Consider the following 23629-nt stretch of genomic DNA (forward strand, 5'->3'; position numbering starts at 1 on the left):
GGCTCTAAGATCTGCGCATGACAGGTGCGGACGGCATTCGACACTGGGACCGGGGCGAGCGGATTCTCTGGCGCTACCGGGACAACGGCTCCCGGCATGTGCACATCTGCCGGCCGGTGACCGTCGTCCAGGACACCGACGAGCTGCTCGCCGTGTGGATGGCACCGGGCACCGAGTGCGTGAAGCCCGTGCTGGCCGACGGCACGCCCGTGCACCACGAACCGCTCGCCACCCGGTACACGGCGCCGCGCACCACCGCCCGTGCCCACTGGGAGGGCACGGGTGTGCTGAAGCTGGCCAGACCCGACGAGCCGTGGTCCGTCTGGCTGTTCTGGGACGACGGATGGCAGTTCCGCAGCTGGTACGTGAATCTTGAGGAGCCCCGGCTGCGTTGGGCGGGCGGCATCGACTCCGAGGACCACTTCCTCGACATCTCGGTCTACCCGGACCGCAGCTGGCTCTGGCGGGACGAGGACGAGTTCGCCGAGGCCCAGCGGGTCGGGCTGCTGGACGCCGGTCAGGCGCTGCGCGTGCGGGAGGCCGGGAGTGCGGCGGTCGAGATGATCAAGAAGTGGGGCGCACCGTTCTCCGCGGGCTGGGAGAACTGGCGGCCCGACCCCCGGTGGTCGGTGCCCGAGCTGCCGGAGGGCTGGGACCGGGCACCCGAACCGGCAAAGGTCCGGACCAGATGAGGCAGAAGGGTGCTGGTGGTCGCACGTACCTGGTGATCGCCGGGGCGGGTTCGCCGACGTCGTGAGACCCTTGATGCGCCCCCAGGGTTCAAACGTAGGATCGTCCTCCGCAAGGCTGCGCCTGACCAACGCACCGCAGGGGTAGCGGAGCTGACTTAGGGTCATGTCGCTGGACCAACGAGCCGCACGACGCACGCGAGAACGATTCGTACGACGTTCGTACGACGAACGGGCCGCAGACAGCCGCAGGACAGCCGCACATCAGCCGCTGGACATCGACGAGGGGGTGGAGCCGTGCAGGACGTGTGCCGTGGCGGCATCCGCGTTCTCGGGGTCCTTGTCGCGCGTTTCCGCCGCAAGGTACCGATGCCAACCTGCGAAGGCCCCTGCGGTCACAGACCCGGGGCCCCCTGGACAAGGGTGGCATCGCGAGGTCCTGTCCGGCGACAGGATCCAGTCGAATCGGTTGTCTCGCACCACCGGCCCGGACGGACGGAATCCCACGCGTGACGGAGCATCCCACCTCCCATGAAGGCCGGCAGCCCGTGGCTGCCCGGTCCCAGGAACGCACCCGGCCACGGCAGGAGGCGTCCGCCGCCTCCGCCGTGCCGCAGCCGTCGGTGCCGTCGGTACCCGCGGCCGCGCAGGCCACCGTTCCCTCGGCCGCGCCCCCGCAGGACCCGGTGGGCGCCGCGCGGCGTGAGGGCGACCGGCTGCGCTTCGTGGGCGCCGCCACCCGTCGTATCGCGCGCGGCATCGACCTGGACGAGATCGTGCTCGGACTGTGCCGGGCGACCGTCCCGACCTTCTCCGACGCGATCCTCGTCTATCTCCGCGACCCGCTGCCCGTCGGCGACGAGCGCCCGGTCTCACCCTTCGTACTGAGGTTGCGCCGTACGGACCGGCTGCGGCTCACCGACGAGGACACGGACGGCGGGGGCACGGCCGGCAGCGGCATCCAGCTGTCCGAGTCCGAGGCCGGGCGGGCGTCGGGCCTGGACCCGCAGACCGATGTGATGCCCGCCGCGCAGCTCTGCGAGGTCGCGTCCGGCGGCGCGCTCTCCGAGGTGCTGCGCGGCGTACGACCGGTCTTCGGCGACTCCGCCGCCGCCCGCGCGGCGCTGCCCGAACTACTCGGCGACGAGATGACCGTTCCGGGCGGCCGGCGCGCGATCCTCGCGCCGCTGCGCGGCCGACGGCGCGTCATCGGCTCGGCCGTCTTCCTACGGAGGCCCGACCGCCCCGCCTTCGAGCCCAACGACCTGCTGGTGGCCGCGCAGCTCGCGACGCACACCGCGCTGGGCATCGACAAGGCGGTGCTGTACGGCCGCGAGGCGTACATCGCGGACGAGCTCCAGCGCACGATGCTCCCGGAGGGGCTGCCCCAGCCGACGGGCGTCCGGCTCGCCTCCCGCTATCTGCCCGCGGCCGAGACCGCGCGGGTCGGCGGCGACTGGTACGACGCGATCCCGCTGCCGGGCAGCCGCGTCGCCCTCGTCGTCGGCGACGTGATGGGTCACTCCATGACGTCGGCGGCCATCATGGGCCAGCTCCGGACGACCGCGCAGACCCTCGCCGGTCTCGACCTGCCGCCGCAGGAGGTCCTGCACCACCTCGACGAGCAGGCGCAGCGCCTCGGCACCGACCGGATGGCCACCTGCCTGTACGCGGTGTACGACCCGGTCTCGCACCGCATCACCATCGCCAACGCCGGTCATCCGCCGCCCATACTGCTCCACCTCGGCGGCCGGGCCGAGGTGCTGCGGGTGCCGCCAGGTGCCCCGATCGGCGTCGGCGGGGTGGACTTCGAGGCCGTCGAGCTGGACGCGCCGGCCGGTGCCACGCTGCTCCTCTACACGGACGGCCTCGTGGAGTCGCGACTGCGTGACGTGTGGACGGGCATCGAGCAGCTGCGGGAGCGCCTCGCCGCGACGGCCCAGCTCACCGGCCCCGACCACTCGCCTCCTTTGGAGGCGCTCTGCGACGACGTGCTGGACGTGCTCGGCCCCGGTGACCGCGACGACGACATCGCGCTGCTGGCCGCGCGCTTCGACGGGATCGCGCCGAGCGATGTCGCGTACTGGTTCCTGGAGCCGGAGGACGCGGCGCCGGGACGGGCCAGAAGACTCGCCAGACGGGCCCTGTCCCGTTGGGGCCTGGAGGAGCTGAGCGACTCCGTCGAGTTGCTGATCAGCGAGGTCGTGACCAACGCGGTCCGGTACGCGGAGCGGCCCGTCACCCTGCGGCTGCTGCGGACGGACGTGCTGCGCTGCGAGGTCGGCGACGACTCGCCGCAGCTGCCCCGCCAGCGCCGGGCCCGCGACACGGACGAGGGCGGGCGGGGACTGTTCCTCGTCAACCGGCTGGCCAGGCGCTGGGGCGCGACGCGGCTGTCCACCGGCAAGGTCGTCTGGTTCGAGATCTCGACCCGCCCGTAGATCGTTCCTGGAGCGTCCGCGGGCCGCGTCCGCAGGCGCCGTTCGGGGCCGGTCGACGGCCCGGTCCGGGCGGGTCCCCGGGCCCCCGGGCAAAATGTTGCCGACGATGTGTCGGCGGGTTTCACTGGGGCAGGCGGTCGGTTACGACCGCTGTCATCCCGTGGCGCCTCGTTCCGGCCGCGGGAACCCCTATGGACGGGAGGACACTCGTGACCGAGTCGACGCCCAAGGCCCCGTACACGACCAACAACGCCGGTATCCCGGTGGAGAGCGACGAGAACTCCCTCTCCGTCGGACCCGACGGTCCGATCCTGCTGCAGGACCACTACCTCATCGAGAAGATGGCCCAGTTCAACCGGGAACGGGTCCCCGAGAGGGTGGTCCACGCCAAGGGATCGGGCGCGTACGGCGTCTTCGAAGTAACCAACGACGTCAGCCAGTTCACCAAGGCCGACCTCTTCCAGCCGGGCAAACGCACCGAGATGCTGGCCCGCTTCTCCACGGTGGCCGGTGAGTTCGGCTCTCCCGACACCTGGCGCGACCCGCGCGGCTTCGCCCTGAAGTTCTATACGGAGCAGGGCAATTACGATCTGGTGGGCAACAACACGCCGGTCTTCTTCGTACGCGACACGATCAAGTTCCAGGACTTCATCCGTTCGCAGAAGCGCCACCCGGTCACCGGGCTGCGCAGCAACGACATGCAGTGGGACTTCTGGACCCTGTCACCCGAATCCGCGCACCAGGTGACCTGGCTGATGGGCGACCGGGGCATCCCGAAGTCCTTCCGCCACATGAACGGCTACGGCTCGCACACCTATATGTGGGTCAACGCCGCGGGTGAACGCTCCTGGGTCAAATATCACTTCAAGACCGACCAGGGCATCGACTACCTCAGCCAGGCGGACGCCGACGAGATGGCGGGCTCCGACGCGGACCACCACCGCAGGGACCTGCACGAGGCGATCGAGTCGGGGAACGCGCCGACCTGGAGCCTGAAGGTCCAGATCATGCCGTTCGAGGACGCCGCCGACTACCGCTTCAACCCGTTCGACCTGACGAAGGTGTGGCCGCACGGCGACTACCCGCTGATCGACGTCGGCCGGATGACGCTCAACAAGAACCCGGACAACTTCTTCATCCATATCGAGCAGGCCGCCTTCGAGCCGTCCAACATGGTTCCGGGCATCGGCCCCTCACCGGACAAGATGCTGCTCGGCCGGCTCTTCTCGTACCCGGACACCCACCGGTACCGGATCGGCCCGAACTACGCGCAGCTGCCGCCAAACCGGCCGCACTCGCCGGTGAACTCGTACGCGAAGGACGGCCCGATGCGGTACGTCGCGTCGAACGCGGCGATGCCGTACGCCCCGAACTCCTACGGCGGCCCCGCCGCCGACACCGAGCGCTTCGGCGACCCGGCGGGCTGGGCGGCGGCGGGCGACATGGTCCGCGAGGCGTACACGAAGCGGCGCGAGGACGACGACTGGGGCCAGGCGGGCACCCAGGTCCGCACCGTGCTCGACGACGCGCAGCGCGACCGTCTGGTGTCGAACGTCTCCGGTCATCTGCTCCAGGGTGTCACCCGGCCGGTCCTCGACCGGGCGTTCCAGTACTGGCGCAACATCGACAAGACCGTCGGCGACCGGATCGCCGCGAAGGTCAACGGCGGCTGAGAGCGCCCGCACGGCGCCCACGCGCACGGAAACGGCCGCCCGGTCTCCTGGGCGGCCGTTTCGTGCGTGGACGTGGTGCGTGGTGCGCCGCTCAGCCGGTGAGGCCCGGTGGCCGCTGGCCGTCGTCCCCCCCGTTGGTGCCCGCGGAGCCCGTACCACCGTTGTCGTTGCCTCCGTCGGCGCCGCCGGTCTCCTGACCGCCGCCGCCTCCGGAGTCGTCGCCCGGCTCCGACGGCGGCGCGGGAGGCTCGCTGGACGGCGGGGGCTCGGACACCGGCGGGTCGCTCTCGCTGTCGCTAGGATCCGGCTCGTCGGGCGGCGGCGGGGCCGGCTCCTCGCTGGACGGCGGCGGCTCGGAGGACGGCGGCGGGGGCTTCGGCGGCTGGTAGGCGGGCTCGGCGACTTCGAGGTCGAACGAGGCATCGGAGCCGCCGTTCAGCGCGCCCAGCGTGTAGTCGGCCCAGATCTTGGCCGGGAAGCCACCACCGTTGGCGCGGCCTGAGTTGGCCGTGCCGGTGAGGGTGACCTGCCCGCCGCCCTCGGCGGTGGACTCACCGAACAGGGCGACCACCGTGGTCAGTTCGGGCGTGTAGCCGGCGAACCAGGCCGACTTGTTGTCCTCCGACGTACCGGTCTTGCCCGCCGCCTCGTACGCGTCGGTGCTCGCCTCCTGCCCCGAGCCGTTCTTCACGACGCCCGTGAGGGCCGAGGTGACGGTGTCGGCGGACTCGCGGCTGATCGCCTGATCGCCGATCCGCTCGGGCAGGTCGACGTTTCGGTCCTTGTGCTCGGCGGACTTCAGGATCGACGGCGTGACCTTCTCGCCGTGGTTGTCGAGCGTCGCGTACACACCCGCCATGTCCCAGGTCGAGGCCTCCATCGTGCCCAGGGTGATCGCGGGCCGCTCAGGGAAGTTCTTGTCCCGCATGCCCAGGTCGAGCGCGGTCTTCTTCACGTTCTCGGGGCCGACGTCGACGACCATCTGCGCGAAGACCGAGTTGACGGAGTCGTTGGCGGCCCGCTGGACGGTGATGTCGCCGTAGTCGCGGTCGTCCTCGTTCTGCGGCGCGAACGGGGTGTCGCTGCCGACGACCGGCCGCTTGCTCGTACCGTCGTAGACCGTCTTGAGCCCGATCGTCTCGCCGTCCTGCGTCTTGGACTCGTTCTCCAGCGCCGAGGCGAGCACGACGGGCTTGAAGGTCGAGGCGGGCTGGTAGTCGGTGCGCGTGGCGTTGTTGATCCAGTGCTCGGTGGCGCCGACCCCGCCGTAGAGCGCGACCACCGCGCCGGTCCTCGGGTCGACGGACGTGGCGCCCGCCTGCACGGTGGCGTCGACCTTGTTCTTCTCGCGGTCGAGCTTGGACTCCAGCTGTTTGTCGACCGCGCCGACGAGTTCCTTCTGCCGCTTCTTGTCGACGCTGAGCGTGATCGTCCAGCCGCCGGCGTCGATGTCCGCCTTGTCGACACCCTGCCGCTCAAGCTCGCTGTTGGCCGCCTCGACGAGATAGCCGGCCTGTCCCTCCGCACCGGGGGCGGGCTTGGGCTTCTGCGGTACGGGGAACTTCAGCCCGCCGCGCTCGCCGGCGTCCAGCCAGTTCTCCCCGACCATGTTGTCCAGGACATAGTTCCAGCGGCCGGTGACGAGCTTCTTGCCGGTCTCGGTGGCCTGCGTCCAGTCGTACTGGTTGGGGGCCTGGAGCAGCGCCGCCAGATACGCGCCCTGCGCGACGTTCAACTTGGTCGCGTCCACGCCGTAGTACGCCTGGGCCGCCGCCTGGATGCCGTACGCGCCGCGCCCGTAGTAACTGGTGTTCATGTACCCGGCGAGGATCTCGTTCTTGTCCATCCGCTGGTCGACCTTGAGCGAGATCACCAGTTCCTTGAGCTTGCGGGTGACCGTCTGGTCCTGGTTCAGGTAGTAGTTCTTCACGTACTGCTGGGTGATGGTCGAACCACCCTGTTTGCCCTTGCCCGAGAGGGTGTTCATCAGGCCGCGGGCGGTGCCCTTGACGTCGACTCCGGAGTCTTTGTAGAAGGACTTGTTCTCGGCGGCGACGAAGGCCCGCTGGACGTCTTTGGGGACCTTCTCCAGGCCGACTATCTCCCGGTTGATCTCGCCGGTCCGCGCCAGGACCGTGCCGTCGCTGTACTTGTAGACGTTGCTCTGCATCTCGGCCTGAGCGTTGGCCGTCGGCACCGGGACCAGGAAATAGATCACGACGAACGCGCCCATGCCGAGCAGGCACAGCCCGAGGAACGTACCGAGCAGCTTCCTCAACGTGAGGAAGCCACGTATGCCGCCGGCCTTCTTCGCCCGGCGCGCTCCACGCTGCCGGGCCTGTCGCGCTTCCGCTCGGCCCATCGCTCAGTCGCTCCGTTCTCGGGTCTCGCCTCGCCGGGCCTCGTCCACTTGTCGCACTTGCCGGAATCAGCTCAGAAAGCTAACACCGCCCCCTGTGACAAAGAGCCTCGATCCGGTCTTAATCCGACGTGACAATCAGCACCTGTCTCAGAGGAACCGACTCACGAGAGGGGCGAAGGGTTGCGAAGCGCATTAATGTGTAATCACAATGCTAGCTACGCCAAGTGGCGTGACAGCACGAGAAACGGGGACCGGACATGCCTACGACCAGCACTCCAGTGGTGGACGATCTTCCCGAGATGCCCGCACCGCGGGTCCGGGAATTCCAGGCGAGCAGCATCGGCGGCGGCCTCGCGCTGCTGCTCGGGCTCATCGGACTGATCGGCGGGATCGCCCTCGTCGTGATCGGCTCCACCCTCGGCTCGACCGGCGCGAAGGTCGCGCTGATCGTGCTCGGCATCCTGCTCGCGATCGCCGCCTTCTTCGCGATGTGCGGGCTGAACATGGTGGCGCCGGGCGAGGCCCGCGTCGTCCAGCTCTTCGGGCGCTACCGCGGCACGATCCGGGTCGACGGCCTGCGCTGGGTGAACCCGCTCACCTCACGCGCCAAGATCTCGACCCGCGTGCGGAACCACGAGACCGCCGTCCTCAAGGTCAACGACGCCTACGGCAATCCGATCGAGCTGGCGGCGGTCGTCGTCTGGCGCGTCGAGGACACCGCGCAGGCGCTCTTCGAGGTGGACGACTTCCTGGAGTTCGTCTCCACCCAGACCGAGGCCGCCGTCCGGCACATCGCGATCGAGTACCCGTACGACGCCCACGAGGAGGACGGCCTCTCGCTGCGCGGCAACGCCGAGGAGATCACCGAGAAGCTCGCGGTCGAGCTGCACGCCCGGGTCGAGGCGGCCGGTGTGCACATCATCGAGTCCCGCTTCACCCATCTCGCGTACGCTCCGGAGATCGCCTCGGCGATGCTCCAGCGCCAGCAGGCGGGCGCGGTCGTGGCGGCACGCCGGCTGATCGTGGACGGCGCCGTCGGCATGGTCGAGGCGGCCCTCACCCGGCTGACCGAGCAGGACATCGTCGAGCTGGACTCCGAGCGGAAAGCGGCGATGGTCAGCAATCTTCTGGTCGTGCTCTGCGGTGACCGGGCCGCGCAGCCGGTCGTGAACACGGGCACCCTCTACCAGTGACGGAACGGAAGCAGGTTCTCCTGCGCCTGGACCCGGCGGTGTACGACGCCCTGGCACGGTGGGCGTCCGACGAGCTGCGCAGCGCCAACGCGCAGATCGAGTTCCTGCTGCGCCGGGCCCTGGCGGAGGGGGGCCGGCTCCCCGGCAACGCGAAGCCGATCCCGCGCAGGGGCCGACCGCCGAAGGTCCCCGAGCCGCCCGGGACGCCCGCGGAGGCGGGGCCCGACGACGTACCCGGCAGCACCCCGGACGATCACCATTCGTAGGAGAGCACGATGTCACTGGACGCGCTGAAGGCCGTCGTTCCCGACCACGCCAGGGATCTGCGGCGCAATCTCGACGCGGTCCTCGGTCAGGGCGGGCTCTCCCAGCAGCGGCTGTGGGGCACGGTGCTGGTCTGCGCGATCGCCGCACGCTCGGCGCGCGTGCTGCGCGAGCTGGCGCCCGAGGCCAGGGCCCGGCTCTCGGCCGACGCCTACACGACGGCCAGGTCGGCCGCCGCCGTGATGGCGGTGAACAACGTGTTCCACCGCACCCGGCATCTGCTCTCCGATCCCACGTACGGAGAGCTGCGCACGGGCCTGCGGATGACGGCCAGGGGCCATTCGGGCGTCACGAAGGCCGACTTCGAGTTCTGGTCGTTCGCGGTCTCCGCGATCAACGCCTGTGGCCTCTGCCTCGACGCGCACGAGGGCGCGCTGCGACGGCTGGGGGAGGACCGCGAGACGATCCAGGAGGGCATCAAGATCGCGGCGGTGATCCAGGCCCTGGCGACGACGCTCGACGCGGAGGCCGTCCTGGACGGTCTCCCCGACGCCTAGGGCGTGTGGTGAAGTAGCGTCGTCCGCCGGCGGGGCGGGGCTCACCGCGGCTGGTGCGTGCGATCGCAAGGCGGAGGATCGGCGTGGTGGATGGACCGGATGTACTTGAGCGGGTCCGACAACGCGGCGAGGTGCCGTGCCAGGCGTTCCGGGCCGGCGAAGATCCGCCGGACAGGCCCTGAGGGCGTACCCCCCATCACTCCTTCCTGAGCTGCTCCATCAGCGCCAGCATGTCCTCGACCATGGCCGGCTCCAGCCCGCCCAGATGGAGGACCTCCTGCTGGTCGAGGTCGAAGTCCGAGTCCCGCCGGTCCCGGTCGTAGTCGACGACCTGGCCGACGGAGAGCGAGAGCACGGCCTGTCCGTCGAGGACTTCCAGCGCCGGGTTCTCGTCCCCCGCCTGACTCACCAGATAGGCCCGCTCCCCCACGTCGGGGACGAGCTTCAGGGTCTGTGCCCCCGACCCCTGGTCGGCCGGGTGGATCAGGGAGGCGTCGAACTGCGGCCCCGGATCGGTCTTCTTGTGCAGCGTGTACGTGATCTCGGCGTACGCGCGCACGATCGGCCCCTCGCGGTGCTCGCTCCCCGCGACCGACTTCGGTACGAGGTTGACCGTGCAGACGGACTGGTCGAGCGCCTTGTCCTCGCCCACCGCGGCGAACGGGTCCCGCTTCTCGCCGATGGTGGCGGTCAGCGCCGACAGGTCGGCGTCGAGGCAGAGGTTGCGGCTGACGCCGTAGCCCTGGAGGTCCGGTCCGGCCCTGTCGTACGCCCACAGGACGCCCGCCCACACCACGGAGGTCAGGAGCACACCGGCCAGCCCCCAGACCCAGGGACGCTGCCGCAGCGGCACTCCCCGGATCAGGGGACGCTCGTCGGCGCCCATCGTCTCGGGCTCGTGCTCCGGCCCGTCGTCACCGGCCGGACCCGGACCCGGGGCCGCGCGGAATCCGGCAACTCCGGGGCGCCCGGGGCCTCTCGGCGCCGGGACCGGCGCGGTGGCCTCGCCCTCCAGCTCCGGTTCGGAGATCATTCCTGACCGTTCCGGGGCTCGGCGGGGGGCGTGTCGGAGACGGGCGCGTCCGGACGGGGGGCGGGGGCCGCCGGAGCCGGGGGCGGAGTCGGGGGCGGAGTCGGGGGCGGGGTCGGGGTGATCGGGGCGGGCGTCGGGGCGACACCGAGCGCCGTCGCGCCGTGCGGCCCCGGGCCGTCGCGCAGGGAAGACTCCCGGCTGTACGCGCGGAGGTAGCCGACGACGGTGTTCGTGACGGCGACCAGCGGCACCGCGACGACCGCTCCGCCGATACCGGCGACGAGTCCGCCCGTCGCGACAGCGAGCACGACCGCCAGCGGATGTACCCGTACCGCGCGCCCGAGGATGAAGGGCTGGAGGATGTGGCCCTCGATCTGCTGGACGGCGAGGACGACGATCAGCACCATCAGCGCCGTGAACACGTCCTGGGTGACCAGTGCGACGACCACGGCGAGCGCCCCGGAGATCACGGCTCCGACGAGCGGGATGAACGCGCCGAGGAAGATGAAGACGGCCAGCGGCACCGCGAGCGGGACATCGAGGAAGTAGAGCCCGAGGCCGATGAAGACCGCGTCGATCAGCGCGACTATGAGCGTGCCGCGTACGTACGCGGTGAGCGTGCGCCAGGCGCGTGGCCCGGCTCCGGCCAGCCCCGGACGCGCCTGCGCGGGAAAGAGCTTGAGCGACCACTCCCAGATCCGTCGGCCGTCGTAGAGCAGGAACAGCGTGGAGAAGACGGCGAGCAGGATCCCCGTCAGCAGCTCGACCACGACGGTCACGCCCTGGATGCCCGCGGACGTGATCTCCTCGGTGTTGGTGCCGATCGCGTCGCTGAGGCTCTTCGCGAGGTCGTTGATCTGCTGCTCGGTCACATGGAACGGGCTGTTGAGCAGCCAGCGTTTGAGCTCGTCGATGCCGTCGGTGACACGGTCGGAGAGCACGTCGATGTTCTCCACGACCTGCCACACCACGAACCAGCCGATGAGGCCCATGACGACGAAACCGGAGAAAGCGGTCACCGCGGTGGCCAGACCACGCGGCAGGCCCCACTTCTTGAGTCTGGCGACCGTGGGCTGGAGAAGCGCGGTGACGAGCAGCGCGCCGACGAACGCCATCACCACGAGCTGTACGGTGCTGATGATCTTCATCAGCACCCAGAGCATGGCCGCCAGTACGAGCAGCCGCCACGCGGCCTCGGCGGCGACCCGCATCCCCCACGGAATGGCCGCGGCGGGCTCCGGTTTGGCCTGGGCGCCGGGCACTTGGTCCGGGGGGACCGGAACGCTCTCCGGTCCGCGTCCGTCCCCCGGCACGTCGTCCGCCGTAGCCTCCGTACGGCGTTCCCCCAACCGCTCACCCAGCTGGGTCAGTTCGGCTCCGACCCGGCCGAGCCACCCCGGCAGTTTCGACATGCTGAATCCTTCTTCCCCGGAGTCGTACTGCCTGACGGTACACGCGCAAAGCCCCTCACCGTAGGACGGAGAGGGGCTTCACAAGGTTGAGCGTCGACGGCCGGAAAACCGACGGGGAAGAACGGCTCAGGCAGTCGATCTAGTACCAGTTGTTGGCCTGCCAGAACGACCAGGCACCGCAGGGGCTGTCGTAGCGGTCGTTCATGTAGTTCAGGCCCCACTTGATCTGGGTGGCCGGGTTGGTCTGCCAGTCGGCGCCCGCGGAGGCCATCTTGGAGCCGGGCAGCGCCTGGACGAGACCGTAGGCGCCCGACGAGGGGTTCTGCGCCTGGTAGTTCCAGGTGGACTCGTGGTCCACGATGTTGCTGAAGCACTGGTACTGGTCGGCAGGGATCATCTGCCGGGCCATCGCCTGGACTTCGGCGACGGAGTACGAGCTCTGCACCACGAAGTCGGAGGAGTCACGCGTCTCCGAGCGGCTGGCCCGCTCGGCCTCTTCCTTGGCCTCGCGCGCCTGCTCGGCCTTGTCCTCGGCGGCCTGCTTCTTCGCCTTGGCGTCCTTCGCGGCCTGGATACGAGCCGATTCCTCGGCGGACTTCTTCGCTGCCACGTCGGCGGCATTGGCCTGCGCGTCGGCCTGCTGCGCCAGTGACACAGTCTGGACCTGGGCGTGCTGGCCCGCGGGGATGTCTGCGAGGAGCGTCGTGTCAGCTGCGGTCGCCTCGAAATTGTCGTCCGAGGTCTGGGGAGCGCCCGAAGCCACTCCCACGACTGCGCCGACGGTGGTGACCGCTGTAGCTGATGCCACGGCGAATCCCCGGACCGAGATCCGGCTCACACGGTTTCCTTCCAGCAGCGTCCGTGTACGTGACCTCACGGATGCAATCGTGCCCCTGGCACTGGTCTCCGTACCGCACGTCACGGGAGACACGGGCCCGTCGGCAACTTCCATGGCGGAAGCGCCGGATGAAGCGCGGGCGGCATACGACGTCAAGTGTTGAATTGTGTGGTGCGGCATCCCTGAAGATGCGGGTGTGTCGTATGCGGGGCCTGACGGAAGCAAGACTCTGCCGGACCCGGACGCCGCAAGGCAATTCTTCGTTGCGTGGGATAGCTCACACCCCGTTTGCCACACGGGTTTCACGGAAATGGCGGCGCAGCACAGCGCCGCCCGGCTAGGCTCTTGCGGCCTTTTCCGGGCGGCGCCAACTGCCGCATTCAGGCGGAGAACTAACCTTCCTCCAGCATTTCGGTCACGAGCGCGGCGATCGGCGAACGCTCGGAGCGGTTGAGGGTGACATGCGCGAAGAGCGGGTGCCCCTTGAGCTTCTCGACGACCGCGACCACGCCGTCGTACCTGCCCACACGCAAGTTGTCGCGCTGCGCCACGTCATGGGTCAGCACCACACGGGAGTTGGCCCCGATACGGGAGAGAACGGTCAGAAGTACGTTCCGCTCCAGCGACTGGGCCTCGTCGACGATGACGAACGCGTCGTGCAGCGAACGTCCGCGGATGTGCGTCAGCGGCAGCACTTCGAGCATGCCGCGCCCCAGCACCTCCTCGATCACCTCACGGCCGGCGACGGCCGACAGGGTGTCGAAGACCGCCTGCGCCCACGGGCTCATCTTCTCGGCCTCGGTACCCGGCAGATAGCCCAGCTCCTGCCCGCCGACCGCGTACAGCGGCCGGAAGACCATCACCTTCTTGTGCTGGCGGCGCTCCAGGACCGCCTCCAGGCCCGCGCAGAGGGCCAGGGCCGACTTGCCGGTGCCCGCCCGGCCGCCCATCGAGATGATGCCGATGTCCGGGTCGAGGAGCAGGTCGAGCGCGATGCGCTGCTCGGCGCTGCGGCCGTGGATCCCGAAGGCCTCCCGGTCGCCGCGGACGAGCTTCACATTGCCCTCGGGCGTGATGCGGCCGAGCGCCTTGCCGCGGTCGGACTGGAGGACCAGTCCGGTGTGCACCGGCAGATCGCTCAGCTCGGGCACGTACAGCGTCTCCTCGGTGAAGAGGAGATCCACCTGCTCGGCCGAGAGCGCCATCTCGCTCATACCGGTCCAGCCGGAGTCGGTGATGGCCAGCTCGGCGCGGTACTCCTCGGCGAGAAGCCCGACCGACGATGCCTTGATGCGCAGCGGCAGGTCCTTGGAGACGACGGTGACGTCATACCCCTCAGCCTGGAGATTGCGCGCCACCGCGAGAATCCGCGAGTCGTTGTCCCCCAGTCGGAAGCCGGCGGGAAGGACGCCGGGATCGGAGTGGTTGAGCTCGACGCGCAGCGTGCCGCCCAGGTCGCCCAGCGGGATGGGGGCGTCGAGGCGGCCGTACCGGATGCGGAAGTCGTCGAGCAGACGCAGGGCCTGCCGGGCGAAGTATCCGAGTTCCGGATGGTGCCTCTTGGCCTCCAACTCCGTGATCACCACGATCGGCAGCACGACTTCGTGCTCGTCGAAGCGGGACATGGCGTTCGGATCGGCCAGCAGGACGCTGGTGTCGAGAACATAGGTGCGCCTGTCGGGCATGCGGCGCTTTGTGCTTGTCACCACGGAAGGACGTACCCCCTCGGACGAGGTCGGGATGCGACGGCGTCACGGGCTGTGGTCGCCCGCCTGGCGGCGGACGGCGGACCGGACTCGGGCCCCCATGCGCGGGCCGAGGACCGGCCCTCCACGGCGCCCGTACGCGTCACCGTACGATCGTCCTGGTGCAAAGGGCCTCCCGGGCGGACGGCTGGGCCGACCGCTGAGATTCGACGCCCGCCGTCATCGCTGACGGTTCTGCTCGGACGTCGACCTGTGGAGAGGTATTCCCTCGAACGTCCTCAGCCATGCCACGGCATATGACGGACACCGTGTGAACCTCGGATGACGGGACGTACGGCCTGCCGCGAACGCGCGTTCGGTGTGGCGTACGGGGGGATTCCGGGGAGGGGTATCGGAAGGCTTGCGGGGCGGGACCTCAGGCTCCGTAGCGGCGGTGTCGCGCCGCGTAGTCACGCAGGGCCCGGAGAAAGTCGACCTTACGGAAAGCCGGCCAGAAGACTTCGCAGAAGTAGTACTCCGAATGGGCGCTCTGCCACAGCATGAAGCCGGAGAGACGCTGTTCGCCGCTGGTCCTGATCACCAGGTCGGGGTCCGGCTGACCGCGGGTGTAGAGGTGCGAGGCGATCAGGTCCGTGTCGACGATCTCGGCGAGGTCCTCGAACGAGGTGCCCTTGTGGGCGTGGTCCAGCAGGAGGGAGCGGACGGCGTCGGCGATCTCCTGCCGCCCGCCGTAGCCGACGGCGACATTGACCAATATTCCGGCGTTGCCGTCCGTGGCCTGCTCGGCCTCCTTGAGGACGGTCTGCGTACGGGAGGGGAGCAGGTCCAGGGTGCCGACGTGGTGGACGCGCCAGCGGCCGTCGGCCGCGAGGTCGCGAACGGCGTTCTCGATGATGCCGAGGAGGGGGATCAGCTCCTCGTCGGGGCGGTCGAGGTTGTCCGTGGAGAGCAGCCACAGGGTGACCACCTCGACGTCCGTCTCGACGCACCAGCCGAGCAGTTCCTGGATCTTGCTGGCGCCGGCCTTGTGGCCCTGTTCGGTCGTGCCGCCGGAGGCTTTCGCCCAGCGCCGGTTCCCGTCGAGGACGACACCGATGTGCTTGGGGAGCACCTGGGTGTGATCGAGGCGCCTTTCCACCCGGCGTGCGTAGAGCCCGTACACCAGGTCGCGCAAGTTCACTGAGTCCACCTCTCGATTTCTGCCGGGGACCGCCGGTCAGGCGGCCCGCGAAGCAGCACGTCCACCGCGGGGAGGGCCGTCCGCGACAAGAAATGGGGACCGCCCCTGGCACCCGAAGCCGTCACAGTACTGCGCGGGCGGCGCGACGGCCCAACCCGGTCTGTCACAAGTCCGTGATAGGGAAGGACTCGTGACTGAATTCCCCTCTTTCCTCGCAGCCGATGACCGTTACGACTCCATGGAGTACCGGCGCACCGGACGCAGCGGCCTCAAGCTGCCCGCGCTCTCGCTCGGCCTCTGGCACAACTTCGGTGACGACCGGACCATCGACTCGCAGCGCGCGATCCTGCGCCGCGCCTTCGACCTCGGCGTCACACACTTCGACCTGGCGAACAACTACGGCCCCCCGCCCGGGTCCGCCGAGGAGAACTTCGGCAAGATCTTCGCGCAGGACTTCTCGGCCTACCGCGACGAATTGATCATTTCCACCAAGGCCGGATATCTGATGCATCCGGGCCCCTACGGCGAGTGGGGTTCCCGTAAGTATCTGACGTCGTCGCTCGACGCCTCCCTGAAGCGGATGGGCCTCGACTACGTCGACATCTTCTACTCTCACCGCTTCGACCCGCACACCCCTCTTGAGGAGACCATGGGCGCGCTGGCGTCCGCGGTTCAGCAGGGCAAGGCGCTCTATGTGGGTGTGTCCTCCTACAAGGCGGAGCAGACCGCCGAAGCGGCGCGGCTGTTGAAGGAGATGGGTGTTCCGGCGCTCATCCACCAGCCCTCGTACTCGATGATCAACCGCTGGATCGAGGACGACGGTCTGCTCGACACGCTGGAGGCGGCCGGCATGGGCTGCATCTCCTTCGTACCGCTGGCGCAGGGCCTGCTCACCAACAAGTACCTCCAGGGGATTCCCGAGGGGTCACGGGCCACACAGGGCAAGTCCCTGGACCCGGGTCTGCTCTCGGACGAGGTCGTGCGCAGGCTCAACGGCCTCAACGAGATCGCCCGGCGGCGCGGTCAGTCGCTGGCGCAGCTGGCGATCAACTGGGTGCTGCGCGACGAGCGGATGACGTCGGCCCTGATCGGCGCGTCGAGCACGAAGCAGCTGGAGGAGAACGTCGCGGCGCTCGAAGGAGCCACGCTGTCGGCCGAGGAGCTGAAGGAGATCGACAGCTTCGCCGTGGACACGAAGGGCACCAACATCTGGGCCGGACGGAGCTGAACGCGCCACCGTCCGGAACCCAACGGGGTGTGGACATGAAAAAAACGGGCCGGTCCGTGGGGGGGATACGGACCGGCCCGAGGGGGGGTTTCCACCATAACCCTTCGTAAGTGGTGCTGGGTGCCACGCACGCCGGTGACTACGCTGCGGAGTTGCCGGATTGCTGCGTCCGACACGTAAAAGGCCCTGGACAGCGGGGTTGAGCGCGCTGTTCGGGGTCATTGATTGGCGAGAACTCGCCACCCGTTGGGAGTACGCGGTTCAGAGGGAGGCGGCCTTCACGGCCGCCTTCTCCTTGTTCGCGACGATGACGTCCATGTTCGTGTGTCCCCACCGGCCGAGCGGGATCAGCGCCGCGTTCAGCGCCTCTCCCAGCTCCGTGAGGGAGTACTCGACGCGCGGCGGCACCTCCCGGTAGACCTCGCGACTGACGATGGAGTCGGCCTCCAGCTCGCGCAGCTGCTGGATGAGCACCTTCTCGCTGACCCCTTCGATATGGCGCCGCAGTTCGCCGAAGCGCAGCACCCCTCCGTCGTTCAACGCCCACAGGATCATCGGCTTCCACTTGCCGCCGACGACGGCGACCGCCGCGTCGAGACCGCACATGAAGGGGTTCCCGGGCTGTCGCGTCACTGCCGGCTCCTCGCCAGATGGCTTTACTTACCTTTGCGGCAGTACTCCGCCACGGGGAAGTGTATGAGAGGGACTGGAGGTGGCGCCGTCATGCGGACGGAATCTGTCCTACAGGGCTCCTAGGGTTCGCCGTATGACGACGAAGAAGACCGAGTCCGTGGCCGTCTCCGTGACCGCGTCCGCGTCCGAGTCCGCGTCCGAGTCCCTGACCGTGAGCTGGGCCGCGGCCAACGCCCGGCGGCTGGCCCGGCAGGGGCTCGCCGCGCCGTCGGACGGCGGCCCCGCCGCCGTCACCGGCGCCATGGTCGGCGCCCACGCGCAGGTCCTGTCGGCGGCCGAGTTGTCCGTCGCGCTGCGGCTGGACGGCGGCGGGACGCGCGAGGACGTGCGCACCGCGCTGTGGACGGACGGCGGCCTGGTCAAGACGTTCGGGCCGCGCGGCACCGTACATCTGCTGCCGTCGGCCGATCTGCCGCTGTGGACCGGGGCGCTCTCCGCGCTCCCCACCGGGCGCAACGCCATGCCCGCGGGAGTGCGGATGAGCGAGGACGAGACGGACCAGGTCGTCGCCGCGATCGCCGACGCGCTGGCCGACGACGACCTCACCGTCGACGAACTGACCGACGAGATCGTGGCGCGCACCGGGCCCTGGGCCGCAGACCCGGTCATGGACGCGTTCCAGACGAAGTGGCCACGCTGGCGGCAGATGACGCACACGGCGGCGCACCGCGGCGCGCTCTGCTTCGGGCCGAACCGGGGGCGGAAGGTCACGTACACCAACCCCCACCGTCTGCTGCCCGGATTCACTCCGCTGGAGGGGTCGGAGGCGCTCGCCGGGCTCGTGGCGCGCTATCTGTACGCGTACGGGCCGGCCACCCCGCAGCACTTCGCCAAGTGGCTGACCACACCGGTGAACTGGGCCAGGGAGCTGTTCGACACGCTCGCGGCCGAGGGCCGTACCGAGCAGGTCGGCTACGAGGGCGGACCGGCCTGGGTGGTGACAGGTGACACGGACTTTCCGGTCGAGCCGGTGGCGCGCGGCGTACGGCTCCTCCCCTACTTCGACGCCTTCACGATCGCCTCCCAGCCGCGCGAACGGCTCTTCCCCGGCGCGGCGTACGAGCGGGCGCTCGGGGGCGGGCAGGCCGGGAACTACCCCGTGGTGCTGATCGACGGGGTCGTCGCCGGGGTGTGGCACCAGCGCCGCTCCGGGAAGTGGCTGGACGTGACGGTGGAACCGCTGCGCCCCCTGACGGCCGCGCGGCGCGCGGAGCTTGAGGAGCAGGTGGAGCGGACCGGCGAGATCCTCCAGGGCACGCCGCGGCTGACGGTCGGGACGGTGGCGGTCGGGCCGCACGCGTAGAGCGGGGCGGGGGCCTTGGGCTTCAGGCGGGCTTGACCGCCTCGATCAGGAAGCGTGTCGTGGTGGCGACGAAAGGGCCCTCGGTCTCGATACGGCGGTGCAGCGCGGCGAGTTGGTCCCGGTACCGGTCGACGGTGAAACCGGGCACCATCCAGATCACCTTCCGCAGGAAGTAGACGACGGCCCCGATGTCGTGGAACTCGGTGCGCAGCGCCGCCGTCCGCAGATCCACCACGTCGAGCCCGGCGGCTCCGGCCGCCGCCCTGGCCCGTTCCGGGTCGCGCCCGGTGCGGCCCTCGGGCTGGGGCCCCAGGAAGTACTCGACCAGTTCGAAGACGCTGGCTGGGCCGACCTCCTGGGAGAAGTACGTGCCGCCGGGCCGCAGGACGCGGCCGATCTCGGTCCACCACGCCTTCACCGGGTGACGGCTGACGACCAGGTCGAACGCCGCGTCCGCGAAGGGCAGCGGCGGCTCGTCCTGGTCACTGACGACGGCCGCACCGCGCGGGTGCAGGAGCGCGGTGGCTCGGGCGACGTTCGGCGGCCAGCCCTCGGTGGCCACGGTCAGCGGCGGCAACTTCGGTACGGAGGCGAGGACTTCACCGCCCCCGGTCTGGATGTCGAGGGCGGCGGTGGCGCGCCCCATCCGCTCGGCCATGGAACGGGCGTAGCCCCACGGGGGCCGCTCCTCCGTCGCTCGCCCGTCGAGCCAGGAGAAGTCCCAGCCGTCGACGGAGACGGCGTCGGCCTCGGTGATCAGGTCGTCGAAGCCGCGGCGGTGGAGATGGGGGCCGGGGTGGGGCGTGGGAGACATGGGGCGATGCTCCCAGGAGCCCTCCGCGGACCGCGAACGCATTTCTGGATGAGACGGGGCCGGCGGATCGGTTCAGACGGCGAGAGCGCCGAGCACCAGGCCGAGCAGCGCCCCGGTGATCATGAAGGGCCCGAAGGGGATCGCGGACTTGCGGTTCGCCCGGCGCAGGATCATCAGCCCGAGCCCGTACAGCGACCCGAACAGGAACCCGGCGAACGCACCCACGAACAGCACCACCCAGCCGTACCAGCCGAGCACGACACCGAGCGAGAGCGCGAGCTTGACGTCGCCGAAGCCCATGCCGTTCGGGTTGATCAGGAAGAGGACGAAGTAGCAGGCGCCGAGCGCGAGTCCGCCCAGCAGCGCGGTCGACCAGGAGCCGCCGTCGTCGGGGAGGAGCGCGGTGATCCCGAGCAGCGCGGCGGAGGCCACCGCGAGCGGGAGGGTCAACTGGTCGGGGAGGCGGTGCACGTTGCGGTCGACGAGCGCGAGCAGTACGGCGAAGGGTGCGAGCAGCAGCCATACGGCGAGTTCGGGGCGGGGACCGGTGGCGGCGGCGAGCACGCCGCAGACGAGGGCGGTGATGACGGTGACGTAGAGGGAGGGGACATAGCGCGCGCCGCGCAGGACGGGCCCCGGGGCGGCGGACGTGTCAGGGGCGTCGGTGCCGCTCCCGGCGTCGGCGCCGTCGCTCGTCGGGGCGGCCACGCCCGGAGCGGTCGCGGACTCGTCCGTGCGGGGCAGCGCGGCCTCGCCGGCCTCCGCACGCCCCGGGGACGCGGCGGCCACGGAGTCCGAACGCCCGGCCCAGCCCGCGGCCGTGATCACGCCGCCCGCCGCCGTACAGGTCGCACAACCGGCCCTGCCGAGCCAGCCCTTGGCGGGCCCGATGATCGGATGCCCGGCCTCGCAGCTGTCGCGGTACGCCTCCTCGGGCTCGACGGAGAGCCGGTACGCGGCGCGCGGAAGGAGCAGCCCGGCGGCTGCGCCCCAGAGGACGGCGACAACGATCAACGTGGCGTGCACATGGTCGACCTTAGAGCGAACCACACCACGGGTCATAGGCCCTAGGACCCACATCCGGCCGCGGGGGGCCCAGATCCGGGATCCGCGGCCGGGAAGCGTGGTGTGGGGTCGTATGGTCTAGCGCCATGGGGAAATGGCAGAACGGCAAGGGCACGCTGACGATCGAGGGCCGGGACGAGCCGGTGGCGCTGGAGATCGCCGCCTCGTACAACGCACGGCGGCGCGGGCTGCTGGGGCGGACCGGGCTCGACGGGGCGCTGCTGATCACGCCGTGCGGCAGCGTGCACACGTTCCGGATGGGCTTCACGATCGATGTCGCCTATCTGGACAAGGAGTTGAAGGTCGTCCACGTCCACACGCTGAAGCCCGGCCGGATGCCGCTGCCCCGGCTGCGGGCCAGGCATGTGCTGGAGGCGGAGGCCGGTGCGATGGAACGCTGGGGCCTGCGTCCGGGCGTGCGGCTGAGCGTCGACGCGCAGAGCCTGTCCGGCGCCTGACGCCCAAGGGCCTCCGTCGCCTCCGTTCGGCGGGCTACTTGAGCTTCACCGCCTGGGTCGCGAGCAGGATCGACGGTATCTCCGGGGTCGTCGGGCCCTCGAAGTTCGCGGTGTAGAAGGTCGCGACCGTACCGCCCACGCGCACGACCTGGAACACCATCGGCACCGGATCGCCCTCGAATTCGCCCGTCACCTGGTACGCGAGGGTGTCGTCGCCCGCCCTGGGGACGTCGAGCCGCTTCACGGCCGAGTACGTCGACGTGCTCCCCGCACCGCTTCCCTTGAAGCCGTCCTCGCAGTCCTTGACCGCTTCGCTCAGCCTGTTGAAGAGGGTGGTGGCGCCCTGCGTGCCATGAGTGGCGAGGAATTCGGAGATGGCGGGCCGGCCCGTCTTCGCGCCGACGAGCTGACGGTAGATGACCGCCGAGGCCTCGGGCTCGGGCTTGCCGTTGATCATCGCGGTGAGCGGTGCGCAGTCCGGCTTGTCGGGGGCCTCGCCCTGCGCCGGCGGCCCGTCCATCGGGCCGGACGTGAACGTCGCCACATCACCGGTGGCCAGGACGGCGGCGTCCAGCTCGGCCTTGGTCAGCTCCTTGCCGCCACCGGCGCCGACGCCCTTCACCTCCGGGTTGACGGTCTTCGGCTGCTCCTCCAGGGCCGGCGGCTCCGAGACCTGGCCGGGGTCCTTCGCGTCCTTCGCCTCCGCCGTGGAAGTGGCGGCCGTGTCCGGCTTCTTCAGCTTGTCGGCGTCGCCGCCGCAGGCGGTGGTGGCCCCCAGCACGAGCGCGGCCAGTGCGGCGACCGTGCCGGTCCGCCGTGCCGTACCTGCGGTGCGCGTCCTCATCTGAATCCCATCTCGCTCTCTACTGGCCGGTTCTGAACGCTAACAGCGGCTCGTGGCGCTCCGCATGGGTCCATGGACCCAACCAGGGCCGTCACTCCCCCGGCTCCCTCGGCTCGGCCCCGGTGTCCGACCGGACCGCCGCGCCTGCGCCGCGGCGCAGGCCGAGGGCAACGCCCGCCGCGTTCTCCCGGAAGAAGCCGACCCGCTCCATGAAGGCACGCTCCGACGGGACCATGACGAGAAGGGTCGTCAACAGCGTGTGCGTGGCGCGGAGCTGGGCTTCCGTCGCGGGCAGGGACAGGGAGTGGTCCGGGTCGTGCCCGACGGCGAACAGTTCCGCCAGGCCGGCGCCGCCCCCGCCCAGGACGAACCGCCGCTGCTCCGGGTCGGGAACGAGCTCGCCGAATGCCTCGGTGGCGCGGCGCAGCAGTTCGAGCTGCGAGGGGGTGAGACGTACCTCCAGGCCGCTGTCCGTACGGCTGACCGGCACCCGATTCCTCATACCGGCAGCCCCGAACTCAGCAGACCCGAGCGCAGGAGAAGCGCCATCCGCAGGACGCTCTCACGGAAGTCCCCGACCCGCTCGACGAACTCTTCCTCGGTCCAGGTGACGGTCGGCAGCGACGTGAGAATCCCGTACACCGCGTGGAACTGCGCGAACGTCAGCTGTACCGGTCCCGGCACCACGTCGTCGTACGACGCGTCCAGTTGGAGCGGCCCCGCCAGCGCGATCTCCTCGGCGCCCGTGACGAGGGCCCGGACGGCGGCGGACTCCTCCCGGTACGAGAAGACGATGACCGCCCTGCGCAGCAGATGGAACTGACGGTCGTCCACCATCAGGACATACTGCCCGTTCTCCGGGTCGCGCCGGATCTCCACCTCGCTGATCATCAGTTGCGCTTCGCTCCCTTGCTGTAGAGACGGTCGAACTCCGCCCGGGACATCTTGTAGCCGTGGATCATCGTGCCGTTCTTCAGGATGACCACGCCCTTCTCGTCATCGTAGAGAGCGTCCGACTGGGAATTCGGCCTCTTGGGGTCCGGCGGCCGGGGGTCGTGGTGGGTGAATTCCTTGTCCCGGAACTTCGCGAAGTACTCGGCCATCTTCGTCGGATCGCCGTTCGTGCCCGGAATGATGTGGTCATTGGCGTTCTTGACCCGCTGCGCGGCCTGCTCGGGCGTCTCGCCCTCCACCGGCTGGTCCTTGGACTTGATGCGCTTGACGTTGTAGTCCACGCCGTCCGCGATGTCGGCGCCGTGGCGCTTGTCGATCTCCCCGTGCTTCTTGTCCGTGATGCCGAACTCCGGATCCTTGTCGTAGTCCGGGTTGTCGCACGGGTCGTTGTTGTGGACGAGGGCTTCCTGGGAGCCGAGACCCACGTAGTACGTGTGGATGCCCTCGACGGACAGGTCGTACGTGGTCCGCTGACGCGTGTAGCGGTCGACATCAACGACCTGGAGCGCCCCGCCGGTCGGCGTACGGAACGTCGCGCCCGGCCGGATGTCCCCGGCCTCCGCCCAGCGCCGCTGGTCGCTCAGCCAGAACGGGTGGGTGTCGGTCGCCGTCAGGGCCGCGGTGCCCGAGTCGGAGAGGACCGTCAGCCGGGTGAATGCCTTGTCGTCGTGGGTGGTGATGGTACGGACGACCCGGCGGGCGGTGGTCAGGCCACTGGACGGATCGGTGACGGTGACCCGCTGGCCGGTCCGTACGGTCTCGATCGGGATCCTGCGCCCGTCGGCGAGCAGGACGGGAGTGCCGGGCAGGAAGCTGTGGTTGGCGGGGCAGGACTCCGGCTTGTCCTCCGGTTTGTCGCCGTCCCTGGGTTTGTCCTTGTTCTCCTGATCGAGTTTCTTCTTCGCGTCGGCGAGTCTGTCCT

22 protein-coding genes are annotated in these 23629 nt (G+C 69.8%); 9 read left to right on the forward strand and 13 right to left on the reverse strand.

What is annotated here, in order from left to right:
• Positions 1–17 precede the first annotated feature (17 nt).
• From ACIBBB_RS17425 to ACIBBB_RS17435, 3 genes are all read left to right on the forward strand, one after another.
• Complete coding sequence (locus ACIBBB_RS17425; RefSeq protein WP_398982724.1) at positions 18–692, forward strand: DUF402 domain-containing protein; 675 nt, start codon at positions 18–20, stop codon at positions 690–692.
• 506 nt (positions 693–1198) lie between these two features.
• Positions 1199–3130: a SpoIIE family protein phosphatase gene (locus ACIBBB_RS17430; RefSeq protein WP_398982726.1), complete on the forward strand. Its 1932-nt coding sequence runs from the start codon at positions 1199–1201 to the stop codon at positions 3128–3130.
• A gap of 191 nt (positions 3131–3321) precedes the next feature.
• Positions 3322–4803 carry a catalase gene (locus tag ACIBBB_RS17435; RefSeq protein WP_398982728.1) on the forward strand — a complete coding sequence of 494 codons (1482 nt, stop codon included), beginning with the start codon at positions 3322–3324 and terminating at the stop codon, positions 4801–4803.
• Between the two features lie 91 nt (positions 4804–4894).
• Here the strand turns inward: ACIBBB_RS17435 and ACIBBB_RS17440 are convergent, their stop codons facing one another.
• Positions 4895–7165 (reverse strand): transglycosylase domain-containing protein, encoded by a 2271-nt coding sequence (locus tag ACIBBB_RS17440; protein WP_398982730.1) that lies wholly within the window; start codon positions 7163–7165, stop codon positions 4895–4897.
• A gap of 257 nt (positions 7166–7422) precedes the next feature.
• Between ACIBBB_RS17440 and ACIBBB_RS17445 the strand changes: the two genes are divergently transcribed.
• From ACIBBB_RS17445 to ACIBBB_RS17455, 3 genes are read left to right on the forward strand one after another with little or no spacing between them, the layout of a single operon-like run.
• A complete protein-coding gene (locus ACIBBB_RS17445) occupies positions 7423–8358 on the forward strand; it encodes an SPFH domain-containing protein (protein ID WP_189110153.1) in 936 nt (311 codons plus the stop codon).
• Positions 8355–8624, forward strand: coding sequence for a hypothetical protein (locus ACIBBB_RS17450; RefSeq protein WP_398982733.1), 270 nt, complete (start codon positions 8355–8357; stop codon positions 8622–8624). Before ACIBBB_RS17445 ends, ACIBBB_RS17450 begins: the two co-directional genes overlap by 4 nt.
• 9 nt (positions 8625–8633) lie before the next feature.
• The gene (locus ACIBBB_RS17455; protein WP_398982735.1) at positions 8634–9179 is read left to right on the forward strand and encodes a carboxymuconolactone decarboxylase family protein; all 546 of its coding nucleotides are present in this window, start codon (positions 8634–8636) and stop codon (positions 9177–9179) included.
• Positions 9180–9375: 196 nt separating this feature from the next.
• On the opposite strand, the gene ACIBBB_RS17460 is transcribed toward ACIBBB_RS17455, so the two are convergent.
• The 5 genes from ACIBBB_RS17460 to ACIBBB_RS17480 form a co-directional block, all read right to left on the reverse strand.
• Positions 9376–10212, reverse strand: coding sequence for a hypothetical protein (locus ACIBBB_RS17460; RefSeq protein ID WP_398982737.1), 837 nt, complete (start codon positions 10210–10212; stop codon positions 9376–9378).
• Positions 10209–11624: an AI-2E family transporter gene (locus tag ACIBBB_RS17465; protein WP_398982739.1), complete on the reverse strand. Its 1416-nt coding sequence runs from the start codon at positions 11622–11624 to the stop codon at positions 10209–10211. The genes ACIBBB_RS17460 and ACIBBB_RS17465 overlap by 4 nt, the downstream gene beginning before the upstream one ends.
• A gap of 139 nt (positions 11625–11763) precedes the next feature.
• On the reverse strand, positions 11764–12462 hold the full coding sequence (locus ACIBBB_RS17470; protein WP_398982741.1) for a transglycosylase SLT domain-containing protein: 699 nt from the start codon (positions 12460–12462) through the stop codon (positions 11764–11766).
• Positions 12463–12854: 392 nt separating this feature from the next.
• Positions 12855–14171, reverse strand: coding sequence for a PhoH family protein (locus ACIBBB_RS17475; protein WP_189110158.1), 1317 nt, complete (start codon positions 14169–14171; stop codon positions 12855–12857).
• 412 nt (positions 14172–14583) lie between these two features.
• Positions 14584–15348 carry an isoprenyl transferase gene (locus tag ACIBBB_RS17480; RefSeq protein WP_189110159.1) on the reverse strand — a complete coding sequence of 255 codons (765 nt, stop codon included), beginning with the start codon at positions 15346–15348 and terminating at the stop codon, positions 14584–14586.
• A 190-nt stretch (positions 15349–15538) separates the two neighbouring features.
• Here ACIBBB_RS17480 and mgrA point away from each other — a divergent pair, with 190 nt between their 5' ends.
• A complete protein-coding gene (gene mgrA, locus ACIBBB_RS17485; protein WP_398982744.1) occupies positions 15539–16576 on the forward strand; it encodes an L-glyceraldehyde 3-phosphate reductase in 1038 nt (345 codons plus the stop codon).
• Between the two features lie 261 nt (positions 16577–16837).
• On the opposite strand, the gene ACIBBB_RS17490 is transcribed toward mgrA, so the two are convergent.
• Positions 16838–17182 (reverse strand): winged helix-turn-helix transcriptional regulator, encoded by a 345-nt coding sequence (locus tag ACIBBB_RS17490; RefSeq protein ID WP_398982796.1) that lies wholly within the window; start codon positions 17180–17182, stop codon positions 16838–16840.
• 160 nt (positions 17183–17342) lie between these two features.
• Here ACIBBB_RS17490 and ACIBBB_RS17495 point away from each other — a divergent pair, with 160 nt between their 5' ends.
• Positions 17343–18572, forward strand: coding sequence for a winged helix DNA-binding domain-containing protein (locus ACIBBB_RS17495; RefSeq protein ID WP_398982746.1), 1230 nt, complete (start codon positions 17343–17345; stop codon positions 18570–18572).
• Positions 18573–18594: 22 nt separating this feature from the next.
• On the opposite strand, the gene ACIBBB_RS17500 is transcribed toward ACIBBB_RS17495, so the two are convergent.
• Positions 18595–19386, reverse strand: a complete 792-nt coding sequence (locus ACIBBB_RS17500) for a class I SAM-dependent methyltransferase (RefSeq protein WP_398982748.1) — start codon at positions 19384–19386, stop codon at positions 18595–18597.
• Between the two features lie 72 nt (positions 19387–19458).
• Positions 19459–20412 carry a prepilin peptidase gene (locus ACIBBB_RS17505; protein ID WP_398982798.1) on the reverse strand — a complete coding sequence of 318 codons (954 nt, stop codon included), beginning with the start codon at positions 20410–20412 and terminating at the stop codon, positions 19459–19461.
• Positions 20413–20537: 125 nt separating this feature from the next.
• On the opposite strand from ACIBBB_RS17505, the gene ACIBBB_RS17510 reads away from it, so the two are divergent.
• A complete protein-coding gene (locus ACIBBB_RS17510) occupies positions 20538–20909 on the forward strand; it encodes a DUF192 domain-containing protein (protein ID WP_398982750.1) in 372 nt (123 codons plus the stop codon).
• A gap of 34 nt (positions 20910–20943) precedes the next feature.
• On the opposite strand, the gene ACIBBB_RS17515 is transcribed toward ACIBBB_RS17510, so the two are convergent.
• The 4 genes from ACIBBB_RS17515 to ACIBBB_RS17530 all read right to left on the reverse strand — a co-directional run.
• On the reverse strand, positions 20944–21753 hold the full coding sequence (locus ACIBBB_RS17515; protein WP_398982752.1) for a hypothetical protein: 810 nt from the start codon (positions 21751–21753) through the stop codon (positions 20944–20946).
• A gap of 91 nt (positions 21754–21844) precedes the next feature.
• The gene (locus ACIBBB_RS17520) at positions 21845–22255 is read right to left on the reverse strand and encodes a hypothetical protein (protein ID WP_398982754.1); all 411 of its coding nucleotides are present in this window, start codon (positions 22253–22255) and stop codon (positions 21845–21847) included.
• The gene (locus ACIBBB_RS17525; RefSeq protein WP_398982756.1) at positions 22252–22644 is read right to left on the reverse strand and encodes a hypothetical protein; all 393 of its coding nucleotides are present in this window, start codon (positions 22642–22644) and stop codon (positions 22252–22254) included. Before ACIBBB_RS17525 ends, ACIBBB_RS17520 begins: the two co-directional genes overlap by 4 nt.
• The coding region (locus ACIBBB_RS17530) for a Hint domain-containing protein (RefSeq protein WP_398982758.1) at positions 22644–23629 on the reverse strand (986 nt) is incomplete at its 5' end. The genes ACIBBB_RS17525 and ACIBBB_RS17530, both read right to left, overlap by 1 nt.

The organism is Streptomyces sp. NPDC051217 (assembly GCF_044455465.1).
Lineage (GTDB): Bacteria > Actinomycetota > Actinomycetes > Streptomycetales > Streptomycetaceae > Streptomyces.